The 17,581-nt window shown below is 63.2% G+C and carries 13 protein-coding genes; 8 read left to right on the top strand and 5 right to left on the bottom strand.

Going from position 1 to position 17,581, the window contains the following annotated elements; genetic code table 11:
• Window positions 1-8: 8 nt before the first annotated feature.
• Window positions 9-815 (top strand): metallophosphoesterase, encoded by an 807-nt coding sequence (locus M0D68_RS25880; protein ID WP_211708381.1) that lies wholly within the window; start codon window positions 9-11, stop codon window positions 813-815.
• A gap of 122 nt (window positions 816-937) precedes the next feature.
• Complete coding sequence (locus M0D68_RS25875; protein WP_211708382.1) at window positions 938-1,657, top strand: SOS response-associated peptidase; 720 nt, start codon at window positions 938-940, stop codon at window positions 1,655-1,657.
• A gap of 135 nt (window positions 1,658-1,792) precedes the next feature.
• Here the strand turns inward: M0D68_RS25875 and M0D68_RS25870 are convergent, their stop codons facing one another.
• Window positions 1,793-1,951 carry a hypothetical protein gene (locus M0D68_RS25870; RefSeq protein ID WP_175051215.1) on the bottom strand — a complete coding sequence of 53 codons (159 nt, stop codon included), beginning with the start codon at window positions 1,949-1,951 and terminating at the stop codon, window positions 1,793-1,795.
• 220 nt (window positions 1,952-2,171) lie between these two features.
• Window positions 2,172-3,110 carry a LysR family transcriptional regulator gene (locus tag M0D68_RS25865; protein ID WP_200651061.1) on the bottom strand — a complete coding sequence of 313 codons (939 nt, stop codon included), beginning with the start codon at window positions 3,108-3,110 and terminating at the stop codon, window positions 2,172-2,174.
• A 155-nt stretch (window positions 3,111-3,265) separates the two neighbouring features.
• Between M0D68_RS25865 and M0D68_RS25860 the strand changes: the two genes are divergently transcribed.
• Genes M0D68_RS25860 through M0D68_RS25845 form a run of 4 tightly spaced genes read left to right on the top strand, consistent with a single transcriptional unit; the run spans window position 3,266 to window position 8,186 of the window.
• A complete protein-coding gene (locus M0D68_RS25860) occupies window positions 3,266-4,903 on the top strand; it encodes an efflux transporter outer membrane subunit (protein WP_244864102.1) in 1,638 nt (545 codons plus the stop codon).
• A gap of 11 nt (window positions 4,904-4,914) precedes the next feature.
• Entirely contained in the window at window positions 4,915-7,122 is a 2,208-nt protein-coding gene (locus tag M0D68_RS25855; protein WP_266225772.1) for an FUSC family protein, read from the top strand.
• Entirely contained in the window at window positions 7,112-7,312 is a 201-nt protein-coding gene (locus tag M0D68_RS25850) for a DUF1656 domain-containing protein (RefSeq protein WP_054042269.1), read from the top strand. The genes M0D68_RS25855 and M0D68_RS25850 overlap by 11 nt, the downstream gene beginning before the upstream one ends.
• 13 nt (window positions 7,313-7,325) lie before the next feature.
• Window positions 7,326-8,186 carry an HlyD family secretion protein gene (locus M0D68_RS25845; protein ID WP_200618938.1) on the top strand — a complete coding sequence of 287 codons (861 nt, stop codon included), beginning with the start codon at window positions 7,326-7,328 and terminating at the stop codon, window positions 8,184-8,186.
• A 408-nt stretch (window positions 8,187-8,594) separates the two neighbouring features.
• Here the strand turns inward: M0D68_RS25845 and M0D68_RS25840 are convergent, their stop codons facing one another.
• On the bottom strand, window positions 8,595-10,274 hold the full coding sequence (locus tag M0D68_RS25840) for a methyl-accepting chemotaxis protein (RefSeq protein WP_266212932.1): 1,680 nt from the start codon (window positions 10,272-10,274) through the stop codon (window positions 8,595-8,597).
• Window positions 10,275-10,795: 521 nt separating this feature from the next.
• Here M0D68_RS25840 and M0D68_RS25835 point away from each other — a divergent pair.
• Window positions 10,796-12,043 (top strand): MFS transporter, encoded by a 1,248-nt coding sequence (locus M0D68_RS25835; protein ID WP_200652438.1) that lies wholly within the window; start codon window positions 10,796-10,798, stop codon window positions 12,041-12,043.
• Between the two features lie 213 nt (window positions 12,044-12,256).
• On the top strand, window positions 12,257-14,161 hold the full coding sequence (locus tag M0D68_RS25830) for a propionate--CoA ligase (RefSeq protein ID WP_200618941.1): 1,905 nt from the start codon (window positions 12,257-12,259) through the stop codon (window positions 14,159-14,161).
• A 106-nt stretch (window positions 14,162-14,267) separates the two neighbouring features.
• On the opposite strand, the gene M0D68_RS25825 is transcribed toward M0D68_RS25830, so the two are convergent.
• Together M0D68_RS25825 and M0D68_RS25820 are read right to left on the bottom strand one after the other, a co-directional pair.
• Window positions 14,268-15,074, bottom strand: coding sequence for a 5'-methylthioadenosine/adenosylhomocysteine nucleosidase (locus M0D68_RS25825; protein ID WP_200618942.1), 807 nt, complete (start codon window positions 15,072-15,074; stop codon window positions 14,268-14,270).
• Window positions 15,071-17,422, bottom strand: a complete 2,352-nt coding sequence (locus M0D68_RS25820; RefSeq protein ID WP_054042258.1) for a UvrD-helicase domain-containing protein — start codon at window positions 17,420-17,422, stop codon at window positions 15,071-15,073. The genes M0D68_RS25825 and M0D68_RS25820 overlap by 4 nt, the downstream gene beginning before the upstream one ends.
• Window positions 17,423-17,581: the final 159 nt, after the last annotated feature.

Below are 17,581 nucleotides of genomic sequence, written 5' to 3'. Positions count from 1 at the left end.
TCGCTGTCGTGAAGATTCGAGTGTTGTCCGATCTGCATCTGGAAAACGACGAGCCCGAACTGGTCCCGCACGCCGAAGCGGATCTGATCGTGCTGGCCGGCGACATCCACAATCACGCGGCGGGTCCGCGCTGGGCCGCGCAGACTTTCGACGGCGCCGTGCCGGTGGTCTATGTGCCCGGCAATCACGAGTACTACGACGGCGAATTCAGCGCGCTCGACACGGCGCTGTACGACGCAGCGGCCCAGGTCGACAACGTGCACGTGCTGAACAATGCCGCACTGGTCGACCCGCAAGGCCGCTGGCGCGTGCTCGGCACCACCTTATGGACCGACTTCGCGTTATACGGCGCGGATCCGGACACGCTCGCCGAGTCCATCGATGCATCGCGCCGGGTGATGCTCGACTTCCGCGGCCTGATCCAGATGAACTGGCCGCACGACACGCAGGATTCGCCGCGCGACTTCACCCCAGACGATTCCCTTGCGCTGCACCGGCGGGCGCGCGCCTGGCTCGAAAGCGAGCTGGCGAAGCCGTTCGAGGGCAAGACGATCGTCGTCACCCATCACGCGCCGCATCGGCAGAGTCTGGCCGAGCGCTACGCGGAGGACCGCGTCTCGGCCGGTTTCGTCAATCATTTGCCGGAACTGGTGCGCTCGCCCGTTACCCTGTGGATTCACGGACATACGCATACGCCGTTCGATTACACGGTGAACGGCACGCGCGTGGTCTGCAATCCGCGCGGCTATTTCGACCGGCGCACCCGCCAGTGGGAAAATCCTCAATTCGCGTGGGACAAAGTCGTCGAGATATAGCGTCGGCTTGGGGCCGATCTGGGTAGCGCGGCCAGGCGCCACGCACTACGCTGTTGTTGTCGTGGGATTCGGGTCTTCGACTCGGCCAAACCCGCCAGCCCGGTCATCTCCGGAGGTCGCTCATGTGTGGTCGAATCAGCCAGTACCGCGATCCGCATCTGTACGCACGGCAGCTCGGCCTCGCCGATCCGCTCATGCTATTCGACGACGCCGACCGCCGCCCCGGCTACAACCTCGCGCCGGGCACTCACCCGCTCGCGATCTACCCGGACCAGACGCTGCACGCGATCCATTGGGGTTATTGCCCGGATTGGGCTCGCGAGCAGCATCTGCCGCAGACCATCAACGCGCGCGCCGAAACCGCGCCGCATACGCGCTACTTCAAAGATCTGTGGAAAACCGGGCGAGTATTGGTGCCGGCGGACGGCTGGTTCGAATGGCGCATGGAAGCGGCGCCCGGAACACCGCACGGGGATGACGCGGCGGAAGCCGACGCGACGGTCCGCCAACCCTACTTCGTGCACCTGAAAAGCGACGCGCCGATGTACCTCGCGGCGCTATCGAGCGTACGCGGCACGGAACTGCAAACGGAAGGCATGGGACTGGTGATCGTGACGGCCACCGCCGACAAGGGTCTGATCGACGTACACGGCCGCCGCCCGCTGGTGTTCGCACCGGAGGCGGCGCGCAGATGGCTGGATCCGGCCCTGCAATTCGACGAACTCGAACAGCTCGCTCGCAGCGCCTGCCTGCCCGCTGCCCGGTTCCGCTGGCACCGGGTGAGCGCGGAGGTAGACCGCACGCTCAATGACGAGCCGGGCCTGATTGAAGCGCTGCACTGAACGTGCGGAGCGCGGATCGAAACTAGTCTGCGGCCGGACCGCAACGGCGCGGCAACGCACGCGCAAGGCACACCGAAAAGGTACAAAAGCAAGCTCAATTGCCGCGCGCCCAGCAACCTGGCGCACTGGCCAGCTTCAACGATCGCGCTGCTGTCCTTGCAAATCGGGGCGCTCGACCTTGATCGGCACCAGTTGCGGCTGCTGGTCACGCAGGCGGCGCAGCAGATCGCGCGATGCGGCGATTCCGATCAGTCCCAGCATGACGGCCACGCCGATCATCAGATGCGTATCCATGAATCCCTCTTCCTTCGATTGTTGCGGATCTTGCGATTTGCCGAACAGCGGCTAATTGAACGCGTCCGGCAGGATGCCGGCAGCGCATGAACCACACGTTAGCAAATCGACCCCGGCGCAGAAGTAAGGAAATGTTGCGACGCGGCACTTATGTAACAGTCTGTCACGCCACCGCCGCCTGGAACCGTCAACAATGGTCAACCGCTCGCGTAGCGCCGCTTCAGCTGCGCGCGAACTGGCGCAACTCTTCCTGGTCGACGGCCAGCGTGGCGGGCAGTTCGTCGCGCAAAAATTCGACCCAGGTGCGAATTTTCGCGTCCAGATACTGCCGTGACGGATACAGCGCATACAGATTCATTTCCTGCGACGTGTATTCCGGCAACAGCCAGACGAGGTCACCGCTGCGCAGACCGCTAATCGCCGAGTAGATCGGAATCAGTCCAACCCCCATGCCGCTGCTCACCGCGACCGCCATCGCTTCGGCGACATTCACCTGAAAAGTGGTCGGGCCGAGGTTGATGGTTTCTTCACCGTTCGGGCCGTCGAAGATCCATTTGTCGGTCGGGAATATCGGCGTCACCATTTGCAGACAAGTGTGGCGCGCAAGGTCTGAGGGTTTTTCGGGCACGCCGTGCCGCTCCAGATAAGCCGGCGACGCGCACGCGATGCTGAACGCGCTGCACAGTCGCTGCGACACGAGCCCCGAATCCGGCAGACCGATTGCCAATGTCAGCGACACGTCAAAACCTTCGTCGAGAAGATCAGGCATGCGCTGCGCGAGCGTCAGCTCGATGCTCACATCCGGGTAGCGTTGCTGATAGCGGCCCACCGCCGGCACCACGTAGTGCTGGCCGAAGCTTGTCATCGCGTGGACCTTGAGCTTGCCGGACGGGCGCGCGTGGGCGTCGCCGGCCTCCGCTTCCGCCTGGTCCACGTACGCGAGGATCTGCTCGCAGCGCTGCAGATAGCGCTCACCCGCCTCGGTCAGCGCGATACGGCGCGTGGTGCGGTTCAACAGCCGCGTGCGCAGGTGCGCTTCCAGGTCGGAAACCGCGCGCGACGCGTACGCCGTGGTCGTGTTGAGGTGTTGCGCGGCACCCGTGAAACTGCCCGCTTCGACGACGCGGACAAATACGCGCATGTTTTGAAGCGTATCCATACTTTTCCCTAGTAATCCGCTGCGATTGTTACACGATTCGCAAAGGCGATTATCTCATATCGCGTAAAAATGCCTTGCATCTTTACCGGTTATTCCCCAATCAATCAAAAAATATAATGACGCACATGCTTCTATAGCCAATTTTGGAGGAAATCGTGCAGTCTCCGGTACAGAAAGGGGTCGCCGCAGCCGCGGTTCTTACGATCCTATTAACAATCGCCGGCTGTGCCAGTACCGGAGGCATCGCGCCGCAGGATCGCGGAATGGAGCCCTCCTCGCTCGACGTGGGCAACGCCATCCGGGCCGCCAACGCGGACGCCCAATGGCCTGCCGCTGACTGGTGGCGCGCCTATAACGACCCGCAGCTCAATGAGTGGATCGAAGCCGCGCAGACGAGCAACCCGAGTCTCGCTGTCGCCCAGGCGCGCGTGCGCGAGGCCATGTCGATGGCGGGTGTCGCCCGTTCGGCGTTATCGCCGCAAGTGAACGGCAGCCTGTCGATCCAGCGTCAGAAATGGGCCGACAACCTCTACTACGGCCCGGGCCCGCTCGCAGGCCAGCAGTCATGGAACAACACCGGCACGCTGGGTCTCTCATACAACCTCGATCTCTGGGGCAAGGACAAGAACGCCGCCGAGAGCGCGCTCGACGCAGCCCATGCAAGCGCGGCGGACTTCCGCGCCGCCCAGCTCGAACTGGAAGGCAACGTGGTGCGCACGTACATCGAGCTGTCGCTGAACTACGCGCTGCTCGATATCGCCAAGTCCACGCTGCAGCAACAGCAGCAGATCGTCGACCTGGCGAACCGGCGTCTGAAAGGCGGCATCGGCACCCAGCTCGAAGTGAGCCAGGCCGAAACGCCGATGCCGGAATACGAACGCCAGATCGATGAGATCGAGGAAAAGATCGCGCTCGGCCGCAATCAATTGGCCGCGCTGGCCGGCAAGGGGCCGGGCGCGGGCGATGCGATCCAGCGTCCGACGCTCTCGCTCGACAATTCGCCCGCCGCTCTGCCGAGCGCACTGCCCGCGGATCTGATCGGCCACCGGCCCGACGTGGTTGCGGCGCGCTGGACGGTCGCGGCGCAAGCGCGCGGCATCGACGTCGCCAAGGCCAGCTTCTATCCGGACATCAACCTGCTGGCGTCGATCGGCGGCTATGCCGCAATGGGCCCGCTGTTCCAGTTCCTGAAGGACCCGTCGCATAGCTGGAGCGCGGGTCCGGCACTGTCGTTGCCGATCTTCGACGGCGGCCGTCTGCGCTCGCAGCTCGGCGCGGCGTCGGCTGGGTACGACGAGGCGGTCGATCGCTATAACCAGTCGATCGTCGGCGCGCTGAAGGACATCTCCGATCAGGTGATCCGGATCCGTTCGCTCGCGACCCAGGCGCAAGACGCAGACCGTTCGGTCGCAGCGGCGCGTAAGAACTACGACCTCGCCCGCGAAGGCTATCGGCGCGGCTTGACCGACTATCTGAACGTACTGATCGCGCAAAGCCAGTTGCTGCACGCGCAGGAAGGCGTCGCGAAGATTCAGGCCGAGCGGCTGGGCGCGCATGCGTCGCTGGTCACGGCGTTGGGTGGCGGACTCGACGAACCGGCCAATGGTCCGCAGGCGAACGAGACGCTGCCGGCGCATGGAAAGGGTAAGGGCAACGCCGCGCCAGCCAGTTCGAACACCGCGGCCAAACCGTCGGCCGCGCCGGCGCAAACCGGCTCCGCCGGCCATGCGGATAATGCCGCGGCAAGTACGAACCACGCTTCCGCCAGCGTCAACGCCGGCGCGGCTGAGTGAAGAAGCCGACCATGTCAGCCACCCCTTCTCCCTCACGCCCGTCGTCGTTCGCCGCGCTCTACTCAGCCGCCGCCGACTGGGCCCGCACCGACGGTCTCACGTGGGTCTATCTGTTCAAAGCGCTCGCCGCCTGCTTCCTCGCGCTCGGCATCGCGATGAAACTCGACCTGCCGCAGCCGCGCACCGCGATGACCACCGTGTTCATCGTGATGCAGCCGCAAAGCGGGATGGTGTTCGCCAAGAGCTTTTACCGGATCTGCGGCACGCTGGTCGGCCTCGTCGTGATGCTCGCGTTGATCGGCCTGTTCGCGCAGCAGCCGGAACTGTTCATCGTCACCACCGCGATCTGGGTCGGCATCTGCACTGCAGGCGCTGCGCGTAATCGCAACTTCAAGTCGTACGGTTTCGTGCTGGCCGGCTACACCGCCGCACTGATCGGCATTCCTGCTTCACAGCATCCGGATGGCGCGTTCCTCAGCGCGCTCACGCGGGTGGCTGAAGTGGTAGTCGGCATCATCTGCGCGGGCGCCGTCAGCGGCCTCGTGTTTCCGCAGTTCGCCGGCTTGCAGATGCGCAGCACCGTGCGTGCGCGTTTCTCGGCGTTCGTCGAGTATGTGTCGGCCTCGTTGGCCGGCCGCAACGATCGCGCGCAGATCGAAGCGACCAATGCGAGATTTGTCGCCGACATCGTCGGTTTTGAAGCCGCGCGCAGTGTCGCCGTGTTCGAAGGTCCCGATTCACGAATGCGCGGCGGGCGTCTCGCGCGTCTGAACAGCGAGTTCATGACCGCCTCGACGCGCTTTCACGCACTGCATCAGTTGATGAACCGGCTGCGCGACTCGCAGACTAGCGGCGCGATGGTCGCGGTCGACGCGCTCGAACCGTACTTCAAGGAAATCGCCCCGTTGCTCGCGAAATCCGGCGAACCGGTATTGAGCGCCACGGATGCCGCCCACGCCGCCGCGCAGCTCGACGCGTACAAAGCAGAGCTGCCCAAGCGGGTGCGCGAGACACGCGCAGCACTGGAAACGCAGCCGGACGCACCGCTGCTCGACTTCGACACCGGCGCCGAACTGCTGTATCGCTTCATCGACGATCTGCACGCGTACGCGGCCACCTATGCATCGCTTGCCGTCGACATACACGAGCGCGAGCGCTGGATCGAGCGTTACGAACCCAAGACGAATGGAATTGCCGCGGGCGTCGCCGGCTTGCGCGCGGCCATCGTCATGGTGGTGCTCGGCGCGTTCTGGATCGCGACCGCGTGGCCGAGCGGCTCGACCTTGACGCTGGACGCCGCGGCGGTCTGCGCGCTGGCGTCAGCGTCGCCGGATCCGAAGCGCACGGCGTTCCAGATGGCCGCCGGCACGCTGGTCGCCTCAGTGATGGGGATGATCGCGGTGTACGGCGTGTATCCGCACATCGACGGCTTTCCGCTGCTGTGTGCCGCGCTCACGCCGTTCCTGCTGCTCGGCGTGTTCATGACGACGCGGCCCGCGCTGGCCGGCTACGGCGTCGGCTACTGCATCTTCTTCTGTTTCCTGGCCGGCCCGGACAACCTGATTCACTACGACCCGAGCGGCACCATTAACGATGCGATTGCGCTGGTGCTGTCGATGCTGGTGTGTGCGGTGGCCTTTGCCGTGCTGCTGCCGCCCTCGACGCCCTGGCTGCGCAACCGCCTCTTGATCGACTTGCGCCGTCAGGTGGCGCTGGCGAGCCGCGTGGGCATGCGCCGGGTGCGTTCACGCTTCGAGAGCGGCGCACGCGATCTGATGTCCCAGATCAACGCGCTCGCGCAGAACGAACCCGAGGTCAAACGCGACACCTTGCGCTGGCTCTTCGCGGTGCTCGAAGTGGGCAACGCGATGATCGACCTGCGCGGCGAAGTGGCGGCGCTGCCCCGCGACGCGCGCTACGCGAAGTCGATGCCGTGGCGCGTCACATTGCGTGCGATGCGCGATGCGGTGACCGCGCTGTTCGAGCGACCGCGTGCGGACCGCTTCGACCGCGCGCTCGCCGCCACCACCGATGCGATTGCCGCAGTCCAACTGATGCTCGCCACCTTCACGCCGCCGCGTGAGGATCGGCATCGGCTGCAACGCATTCTGAGTCAACTGCATTTCATTCGTACCGCGCTGCTCGATCCGCAATCGCCGCTTGAACCGCTGATGAGCGGACGTGCCGACGCGTCAGAAGGAGTTCGTCATGCCACGTGATATCGCCGTTTTCGACGCCTACGTGCCGGCCATTGTGCTGCTGTTTGTCGCGGGCGCCGCGCTTACCTGGGTGCTGGACCGCGTGATCGCCTATACGGGCCTGTATCGCGTGGTGTGGCATCCGTCCTTGTTCCGGGCCAGCTTGCTCGTGTGTGTGTGCGGCGTGCTGGGTCTCGCCGTTTATCGTTGATCAGAGTCGAAACATGACCATCCGAAATGTTGTGGGCTTCGTCGCGACAGCCGTTATTTTTATCGTCGCGGTTTTGATTGGGCGCGTGTTGTGGGTTCATTACATGGATGAGCCATGGACACGTGATGGGCGCGTGCGCGCTGAAATTGTGAATGTGGCGCCCGATGTTTCTGGCGCTGTTGTGGATTTGCCTGTTAAAGACAATCAACTGGTTAAGAAGGGGGATCTGTTGATGCAGGTCGATCCTTCGCATTATCAGATTGCTGTTGAGCAGGCTGAGGCTGCTGTTGCTGCGCGTAAAGCTGAGTTGCAGATGAGGCGGGATGATGCGCAGCGGCGGGCTGATATGGATGCTTTGGTTGTCTCCAAAGAGAGTCGCGAGAATGCGACTCATACTGCTTCGGCTGCTGAGGCTTCTTATCAGCAGGCTTTGGCTGCGCTTGATGCGGCTAAGCTGAATCTTGAACGCACTCGGGTTGTTGCGCCGGTGGACGGTTATGTCACTAACCTGAATGTGTTTCGTGGGGATTATGCTACTGCTGGGTCAGCTAAGTTGGCTATTGTTGATAGTCATTCTTTTTGGGTTTATGGCTACTTCGAAGAGACTAAGTTGCCTCATGTGCGTGTTGGGGATAAGGCTGAAGTTCGGTTGATGAGTGGGGGGACCCTGCAGGGGCATGTCGAGAGCATCTCTCGTGGGATCTATGATCGGGATAATCCGGAAAGCCGTGAGCTGCTCGCTGATGTTAATCCGACTTTTAATTGGGTTCGGCTTGCACAGCGTGTGCCTGTGCGGGTGAGGATTGATTCTGTGCCTGATGGGGTTGTGCTTGCTGCGGGGATTACTTGTACTGTTGTTGTTAAGCCAAGCTAAGGTTTTTTTGCCTTCGCGGCGCTTGTTGTCTGTGTTCTTAGGGCTTTGGCCTTTCCTTGATTTGTTAGTGGTCTATTAGTGTTGCCCCTGTGCGGGGCGGCACTTACTTTCTTTGCCGCCGCAAAGAAAGATAAGCAAAGAAAGCGGCTCAAACCGCTAATGCTAAGCGGGCACCGTGGTCTGCTGCGGGTAGTGGTGCGACTGGAATCCGTGTTCTCTCACATTCAGCGTTAGTGACAAAGGACTCATCAGCTCCCACTCCGCACTGCGTGCGTCGCGGACGGGTCTGCATGGGAAACCACGGGCTTCGCTTTTGCGCAGCGGGAACCATCGGCTTCGCCTCGGCGGCGCGGCGCGCGCCGAGGCGGTACCTCAATATCGTTTCTTCTGTTGCGGTGCTGCGCTGCTCTATAGCCTGAACTTTCCAACCATCTGCTTCAGGCCGCGGGCCTGGTCGTCCAGGGATCGGGCGGCTGCCGTGGCTTGTTCTACTAGTGCCGCGTTTTGTTGTGTGCCGGAATCCATCTGTGTTACCGCAAGATTGATCTCTTCAATTCCCGCGCTCTGTTCCGATGATGCCGCCGAAATCTCGCCCATGATGTCGGTTACGCGCTTCACCGCCTTCACCACTTCGTCCATCGTTTGTCCGGCATCCTGCGCCAACGTCGAGCCGTTGCTCACTCGCTCCACCGATGTGCTGATCAAACCCTTGATCTCCTTGGCGGCTGCCGCGCTGCGTTGAGCAAGGTTGCGCACTTCGGCGGCGACGACTGAAAATCCTCGGCCTTCTTCGCCCGCTCGTGCGGCTTCCACCGCGGCGTTCAACGCCAGAATGTTGGTCTGGAATGCAATCCCCTCGATCACGCCGATGATGTCGCCAATGCTTCGCGCGCTGTCGTTGATCTCGTTCATCGTCGCCACCACGCGGCTTACTACGTCGCCACCCTTCTCCGCAATCTCCGAGGCGTTGTTGGCTAGCGTGCTCGCCTGCTTGGCGTTGTCGGCGTTCTGACGAACCGTCGACGTCAACTGTTCCATGCTGCTCGCGGTTCGCTCGAGCGCCATTGCCTGTTGTTCGGTGCGCTGTGACAGGTCGAGGTTGCCCATCGAGATTTCGCCCGATGCGGTTGCGATCGCGTCCGCGCTGGATGCGATGTCGGACACCGTCGTCGCGAGGCCGCTTTGCATGTCGTGTAGCGCGTAGAGCATGCTCGACTTGTCCTTGCGGCCCAATGCGATCTGGTTCGATAGGTCGCCCGCGGCAATCCGGCTCGCGATTTCCTTTGCGTATGCCGGCTCGCCGCCGAGTTGGCCGGCGAGGCGTCGGATTACCCACTCGCTAATGCCGAACGCCAGTACGATCAGCGCGACTGTCATCGCCGCGAGCATCACGAACGATGAGTGGAAGATAAATCCCGATGCTTCGATGGTCGCCTTGGCGGCTGTGCCGCGCTGGGCTACGAGTTCGTCGACCAGTTTTTCGAGCTTGCCGGTCTCGACCAGTAAGGAAACGTCCTGGGTGCCGACCTGCCAGTTCATCTGCGAAAGATCGAGCGGTTGCGCTTTTACGAGGGTCACGAAGTCGCGCAAGTGGCCACTCCATACCGCGACGGCTGCGGCGAATTTTTTCTGCTGGTCGACGGCCTTGGCGTCGGATGTATCGACGTACTGTTGCAGCGTGCCGAGCTCCTTGGCGAGGCCGCTCAAGCCCTTGTCGATGTCGGCGCCGAGTTCGTCGCGTTCCTTGGCGGTGGTCGCGGTCAGCAGCATCTTTTGCGCGCGGCTTGCGCGCAGCATGTGGCCACGCGCCTCTTCGGCGGCGCGGCTCGCGACGTGGCCCTGGTCGTAGATCGATTGTGCGGAAGCATTCAGGCGGCTGATCTGGGTCAGCGAAAACACGCCGATCGCGAGTGTGCCGATCAGCAGCACGGCAAACGCCAGCCGCAACGTCGCCTTCACCGACAAGCCCTTGAGCCGCACGGCCCGCGAGCGGTTGCCCTGGCCACGCGATGGCGACGGCTTGCCCGCCGCTTCTCCTTCCGGTACGAACCCCGCGCCCGTCTGGCCACCCAGCGAAACTGCTTTCATATTCCTCGTCCCCACGTTTCGAACTGCCGGAAAGGTCGGTTCCGGCATTAATACTTATCTCTCCGGGTCTACGGCACAAACGTCTGCGATCTTTAACGCCGCTCGTCTCATGCCGATTGTCGCGCCCGGTCCTCGACGCGTCGCCTTGTAAGCTTCGCGCCCGCGACCGTTTTATACATGGCCAAAAATCCACGAATCGCATTTATCAGACGACGTGCCGCCCACACGTCGCCCTGCGCAACACACTTGACACAGGCACCACCACAGTGCACCGCGTTTGGGTTTCGGCACATCCATGACGCATGGGAAGCGTAATACGTGTCCGATTCTCGACAAAACTTGTCCTTACAATTCGTGCGAGCCACATTAAACTTCGACAAATAGCTGACAAGGCCCGGCACCGCGTCGAAATGCCGCGGCAACCCGGCAGGTCACGCACAGGCATGCGAACGCCTGAGATCGCGACGCGCCGGCAGCCTGAAATCATGACCGCACACCCTTTCTCCTCTCTCATCTAGCGTATGGAAACGAGCCTCGATAAAAGCACCCTCGCCGGCGCTTCAGCCTCCCCCGCTGGCGCGCAGCCGGCTGCCAAGGTCCAGCGCACGGTCTATTCCGTGCTGGGTGCGATCAGCTTTTCGCACCTGCTCAACGACATGATCCAGTCGTTGATCCTGGCGATCTACCCGATGCTGAAAGACAACTTTTCGCTATCGTTCGGGCAGATCGGCCTGATTACGCTGACTTACCAGATCACCGCGTCGCTGCTGCAGCCGCTGGTCGGCAGCTATACCGACAAGCATCCGAAGCCGTATTCGCTGCCCGTCGGCATGGGCTTCACGCTCGCCGGCCTGTTGCTGATGTCGGTCGCGCCGAGTTTTGGCGTGCTGCTGGTCGCGGCGGCGCTGGTCGGCTGCGGCTCGTCGGTGTTCCATCCGGAATCGTCGCGGGTGGCGCGCATGGCCTCGGGCGGCCGCCACGGTCTGGCGCAGTCGCTGTTCCAGGTTGGCGGCAATGCAGGTTCGTCGCTCGGGCCGCTGCTCGCCGCGTTGATCGTGATTCCGCACGGCCAGCGCAGCATCGCGTGGTTCTCGGTGGCGGCGCTGGTCGCAATCGTCGTGCTCACGCAGATCGGCCGCTGGTACAAGCAGCATCCGGCCGTGAAGAAGGCGCGCAGCCAGACCGGTCACGCAACCCTGTCGCGCAACCAGGTCATGTTCGCAATGGGCGTACTGATGCTGCTGGTGTTTTCGAAGTACTTCTACCTCGCCAGCATCAACAGCTACTTCACGTTCTATCTGATCGACAAGTTCCATCTGCCGGTGCAGGCCGCCCAGGTCCACCTGTTCGTGTTCCTCGCGGCAGTTGCGGCGGGCACGGTGATCGGTGGTCCGATCGGCGACCGGATCGGCCGCAAGTACGTGATCTGGGTGTCGATCCTCGGCGTCGCGCCGTTCACGCTGCTGCTGCCGTATGCCAACCTGTTCTGGACCGGCGTGCTGACGGTGATCATCGGTATCGTGCTGGCTTCCGCGTTCTCGGCGATCCTCGTCTATGCGCAGGAACTGGTCCCCGGCAAGGTGGGGATGATCGCGGGCCTCTTCTTCGGTCTCGCGTTCGGCATGGGCGGGATCGGCGCTGCCGTGCTCGGGCAGTTGGCCGACGCCACCAGCATCACCTATGTGTATAAGGTCTGCTCGTTCCTGCCGCTGATCGGCCTGTTGACGGTGTTTCTGCCGGATGTCGAAGGCAAGCGCGCAAAAGCGTGATGGGATCTCTTCTGGTTGCTTGAAGAAAAAGGCGCTACGGCGCCTTTTTCCGTTGGGCCGCCCCCTCATGGTGAACCCGCGTTGTCCGCAAGGTAACGCCTGCTCTATGCTTGTGCGGATGTACGCACTGCTGCCCTCTCGCCGCGCCCGGCAGCCGCCCCGAGCCGTACGACTCGACATCCGTTCACTCACGCAGCAGAAGGATCGCCGCCGATGACCACCTACCGCGACTTCCACCGCCGTTCGATCGAGCAGCCCGAGGAATTCTGGCGTGACGAGGCGCAGCGGATTCATTGGCAAACGCCGTTCGATACCGTGCTCGACCGCTCGAATCCGCCGTTCGCGCGCTGGTTCGTCGGCGGCCGCACGAACCTGTGCCATAACGCGGTGGACCGGCATATGGCCGAGCGCCCGCAGCAGAACGCGCTCGTGTACGTGTCGACGGAAACCGGTATCGAGCGGCGCTACACCTACGCCGAGCTGTACGCGGAAATCAACCGCATGGCCGCGGTGATGCGCTCGCTGGGTGTGAAGCGCGGCGACGTCGTGCTGCTCTATCTGCCGATGATCCCCGAAGCGCTGTTCGCGATGCTTGCGTGCGCGCGGCTCGGCGCGATTCACTCGGTGGTGTTCGGCGGCTTCGCGGCCCCCAATCTGGCGGCCCGCATCGACGATGCGAAACCTGTCCTGATCGTCACCGCCGACGCCGGCGCGCGTGGCGGCAAAGTGATCGACTACACGCCGCTGGTGGACGAAGCACTGGCGCGCGCGACCCACAAGACGCCGCACGTGCTGTTGATCGACCGGCAACTCGCGCCCGAGCGCCTCAACGCGAGCTACCTCGTCGCCTACGAGCCGCTGCGCGAGAAATTTTTCGACGCCCACGTGCCGTGCGAATGGCTTGAATCGAACGAACCCTCGTATGTGCTGTACACGTCTGGCACCACCGGCAAGCCGAAGGGCGTGCAGCGCGATGTCGGCGGCTATGCGGTGGCGCTGGCGGCATCGATGGAACACATCTTTCAGGGCAAGCCCGGCGACACGATGTTCACCGCGTCGGACGTGGGCTGGGTGGTCGGCCACAGCTACATCGTCTATGCACCGCTGATCGCGGGCCTGACTACCGTGATGTACGAAGGCACGCCGATTCGTCCGGACGGCGGCATCTGGTGGCGCCTCGTCGAACAGCACAAGATCAATCTGATGTTCACTGCGCCGACTGCGTTACGCGTGCTGAAAAAGCAGGACCCGGCGCTGCTGAAAAAATCCGATCTATCGAGCCTGCGCGCGCTGTTCCTCGCCGGCGAGCCGCTCGACGAGCCGACCGCCGCATGGATCGCCGACGCGCTCGGCAAGCCCGTGATCGACAACTACTGGCAGACCGAAACCGGCTGGCCGATGCTGGCGATTCCGCGCGGCGTCGAAGCCCTACCCACCAAGCTCGGCTCGCCAGGTGTGCCGTCGGCCGGCTTCAATCTGACCTTGCGTAACGAACTGACGGGCGAGCCCTGCCCGCCCGGCGAAAAAGGCGTGCTCACGCTGGGCTATCCGCTGCCGCCCGGCTGTATGTCGACGGTATGGGGCGATGACAAGCGCTTTGTCAGCACCTACTGGTCGAGCATTCCGAATCAGCAGGCCTACTCGACCTTCGACTGGGGCATTCAGGATGAAGACGGGTACGTGACGATCCTCGGCCGCACCGACGACGTGATCAATGTGGCCGGCCATCGGCTCGGCACGCGCGAAATCGAGGAAGCGTTGTCGAGCCACGCGGCGGTCGCGGAAGTGGCGGTGGTCGGCGTGACGGATGCGCTGAAGGGTCAGACGGCGATGGCCTTCGTGGTGCTGCGCGACGCGCAAGCCTACGCGAGCGAGAAGGCACGAGCGAAGCTGGAAGCCGAACTCACCGCGACGGTGGACCGCCAACTCGGCGCGATCGCGCGGCCGGCGCGCGTGGTGGTGGTGTCGATGCTGCCGAAGACACGCTCGGGCAAGCTGCTACGCCGCGCGATTGCGGCGCTGGCCGAGGGACGCGAACCCGGTGATCTGCCGACGATCGAGGATCCGGCGGCTTTGCAGCAGGTGCGGGAGGCGCTGGGGGATTCAACGAAGCACTAGCGAGCGGCGAGGCTGATCGTGCGGTGAAAGGGCGACGCAGTCATGCGCCGCTCATTCGTGTGACTGCCGGCTGATCAGCGCCCTGCGCGTACCAACGGCGAACATGTCACGCCACCCGACGCGCCTCCAGAAACCGCTTCAGAATCGCATTCGAATACGTCCCGGCAATCGCCGTGAGAAACGACACGAACGATTGCGGTGCGTGATCGTCGGCGGTGTCGGAGATGGTCCGCACTACCGCGCACGGCACACCGTACTCGTAACAGACCTGTGCGATCGCCGCGCCTTCCATCTCCACCGCAAGCGCATCCGGCAGCGCATCGCGCAAGGCTTTGACGCCCGTTGCACTCGCGACGAACTGATCGCCGCTGATAATCAACCCGCGATGTACGCGCGGCTCGCGCGTGCCGAAGCGCGCAGCCGACGCAGCGCCCTCTTCAGCAACAAAACGCTCACACGCAGCGGCCAGTTGATCGGCAAGCACCGCATCGGCTGCAAAGCGCGACACGCCGAGCAACGGCACTTCGAAGCGTGGAAACAGGGGCGACGCGTCGAGATCGTGCTGCATCAGCACGTTGGCGACGACGATGTCGCCGACCCGCACCTCAGTCCCCACGCCTCCCGCCACGCCGGTGAACACGACCGCTTCGACATCGAACGCATGGATCAGGGCGCTGACCGTGGCTGCCGCCGCGACCTTGCCGACGCGCGCCAGCGTCACGACGCAAGGCGCGCCATGCACGGTGCCGAGGTGATAGTCACGCTGACCGTGAGTGATGGTGCGCACGCCGGATTCGGCGCGCATCGCTTCGATCAGATCGCCGAGTTCCTGCGGCAAGGCCGCCAGAATGCCTAGCGGACGATGCGAAACCGGCGCACCGCCGCGGTTTGGATCGATGCCGCCCGCGCTCATTCGACCGCCTGCAATTTAGCGACCGCAAGCGCCAGCCACTTCTCGCCGTGCCGCTTGAATTTGACCTGGGCCTTGGCATCCGTGCCACCGCCTTCCAGTGCGGTGATCGTGCCTTCCCCGAACTTGGTGTGGAACACCTGCTGGCCGACGCGGAAACCCGTTTCAGCTGCGCGCTGTTCGTTCGCAAAGGCCGGCAACGGCGCCGGCGTCGACGACACCGCGCCCGTGTAACCCGGCCGCGCGAACCAGTCGCGACCGTAACCGGCGTTATCCGAACGCCCGCCCCAGCGCGCGCCCGCCTCGACCTTCGGCGTGAGCCACTTGAGCGTTTCCTGCGGCAGTTCGTCGAAGAAGCGCGAGCGGATGTTGTAGCGCGTCTGGCCGTGCAGCATCCGGCTCTGCGCGAACGACAGATACAAACGCTCCTTGGCCCGCGTGATCGCCACGTACATCAGACGACGCTCTTCTTCCAGGCCGTCCGATTCCATCGCACTGTTTTCATGCGGGAACAGCCCTTCTTCGAGCCCGGTGATGAACACCGCCGTGAACTCGAGACCCTTGGCCGCGTGCACCGTCATCAACTGCACGGCTTCCTGACCGGCTTGCGCCTGGTTGTCGCCTGCTTCCAGCGATGCGTGCGACAGGAAACCGGCGAGCGGCGTCATCGTGTCCGGGTTTTGCGCCGGATCGGCGATGCCGGGCGCGTCCAGCACGACGGTATTCGGATCATCCGTGGCGACGGCCAGCTCAGGCGCCGTGGTCGCGCCTGGACGCAGCGGAATCGAGCGCGCGGGCGTATCCATGCCGTAGCCTTCTTCGCTGACGAAAGCAGCGGCCGCGTTGACCAGTTCCTGCAAGTTCTCCAGCCGGTCCTGGCCTTCACGTTCGTTCTGATAGAACTCCGTGAGACCGCTCGTGCGGACCACGTATTCGACGGTTTCCGGCAGACTCATTTGTTGCGTTTCGGCGCGCATCTTGCCGATCAGGTTTGCGAAACTCGCGAGGCTCGACCCCGCCTTACCCGCGACATACGGAATCGCCGCAGCCATCGAGCAGTTGTATAGACGCGCCGCGTCGGCAAGCTGTTCGATCGAGCGCGCGCCGATGCCGCGCGTGGGGAAATTGACCACGCGAGCGAACGCGGTGTCGTCGTTCGGATTGTCGATCAGGCGCAGATAGGCGAGCGCGTGCTTGACTTCCTGGCGCTCGAAAAAGCGCAGACCGCCGTACACGCGATACGCGATACCCGCATTGACCAGCGTGTGTTCGATCGTGCGCGACTGTGCGTTGCTGCGATACAGGATGGCGATTTCGCTGCGCGAGGTGCCGGTGCTGATCAGCGCCTTGATTTCCTCGACGATCCAGCCGGCTTCCTGCGTATCGGTGGCGGACTCGTAGACGCGCACCGGTTCGCCGTGACCGGCATCGGTCCGCAAATTCTTGCCCAGACGCCGCGAGTTATTGGCGATCAGCTGATTGGCCGCATCGAGAATATGGCCATGCGAGCGGTAGTTCTGCTCCAGCTTGATCATGTGTCGGACGTTGAACTCGTGTTCGAAGTCGCGCATGTTACCGACGTTCGCGCCGCGGAAGGCATAGATCGACTGGTCGTCGTCGCCGACCGCGAAGATCGAGTTGGTCTGCCCGGCCAGCATTTTCAGCCACGCGTATTGCAGCTTGTTGGTGTCCTGGAACTCGTCGACGAGGATGTGCCTGAAGCGCGCCTGATAGTGGGCGCGCAGCGGCGGATTGTGCGCGAGCAGTTCGAAGCAGCGGAGCAGCAGTTCCGGAAAGTCGACGACGCCTTCGCGCTGGCATTGCTGGTCGTAGGCTTCGTAGAGCTCGACGAATTTGCGGTTGAAGTTGTCGGTCGCGTCGACGTCTTTCGGGCGCAGGCCTTGTTCTTTGGAATTGTTGATGAAGTACTGGAGATTTTTCGCCGGGTACTTTTCATCGTCGATGTTGAGGCCCTTCATCAGACGCTTGATCGCGGAGAGCTGGTCCGCGGTATCGAGGATCTGGAAGGTGGCCGGCAGGCCCGCGTCGCGATGATGCGCGCGGAGCATGCGGTTACAGAGGCCGTGGAAGGTGCCGATCCACATGCCACGGGTGTCGATCGGCAGGAGCGCCGAAAGACGCGACATCATTTCGCGGGCGGCCTTATTGGTGAAGGTCACCGCCAGGATGGTGGCGGGCGACGCCAGACCGTGCTGGATGAGCCACGCGATGCGGGTGATGAGGACGCGGGTTTTGCCGCTGCCCGCGCCGGCAAGGATGAGTGCGGGCTCGTTGGGGAGCGTGACGGCGGCGTGTTGTTCGGGGTTTAGATTGGCTAGCAGATCGGGCATTTTTTGGGAGGACGGCGAGGGCGTTCGACATTATATGCCCCTCCGGGGGTTGGGTTTTTTTGCGGGTTTTTTGCCTTCGCGGCGCTTTTTTCCGTGTTCTTAGCGCTTTGGCCTTTCCTTGCATTGTTAGTGGTCTATTAGTGTTGCCCCTGTGCGGGG

Source organism: Paraburkholderia sp. SEWSISQ10-3 4 (assembly GCF_030464785.1).
In the GTDB taxonomy this organism is placed as follows: domain Bacteria; phylum Pseudomonadota; class Gammaproteobacteria; order Burkholderiales; family Burkholderiaceae; genus Paraburkholderia; species Paraburkholderia aspalathi.
Note: the sequence above shows the minus strand (reverse complement) of the source record. Positions and strands in the feature narration are given on the sequence as shown.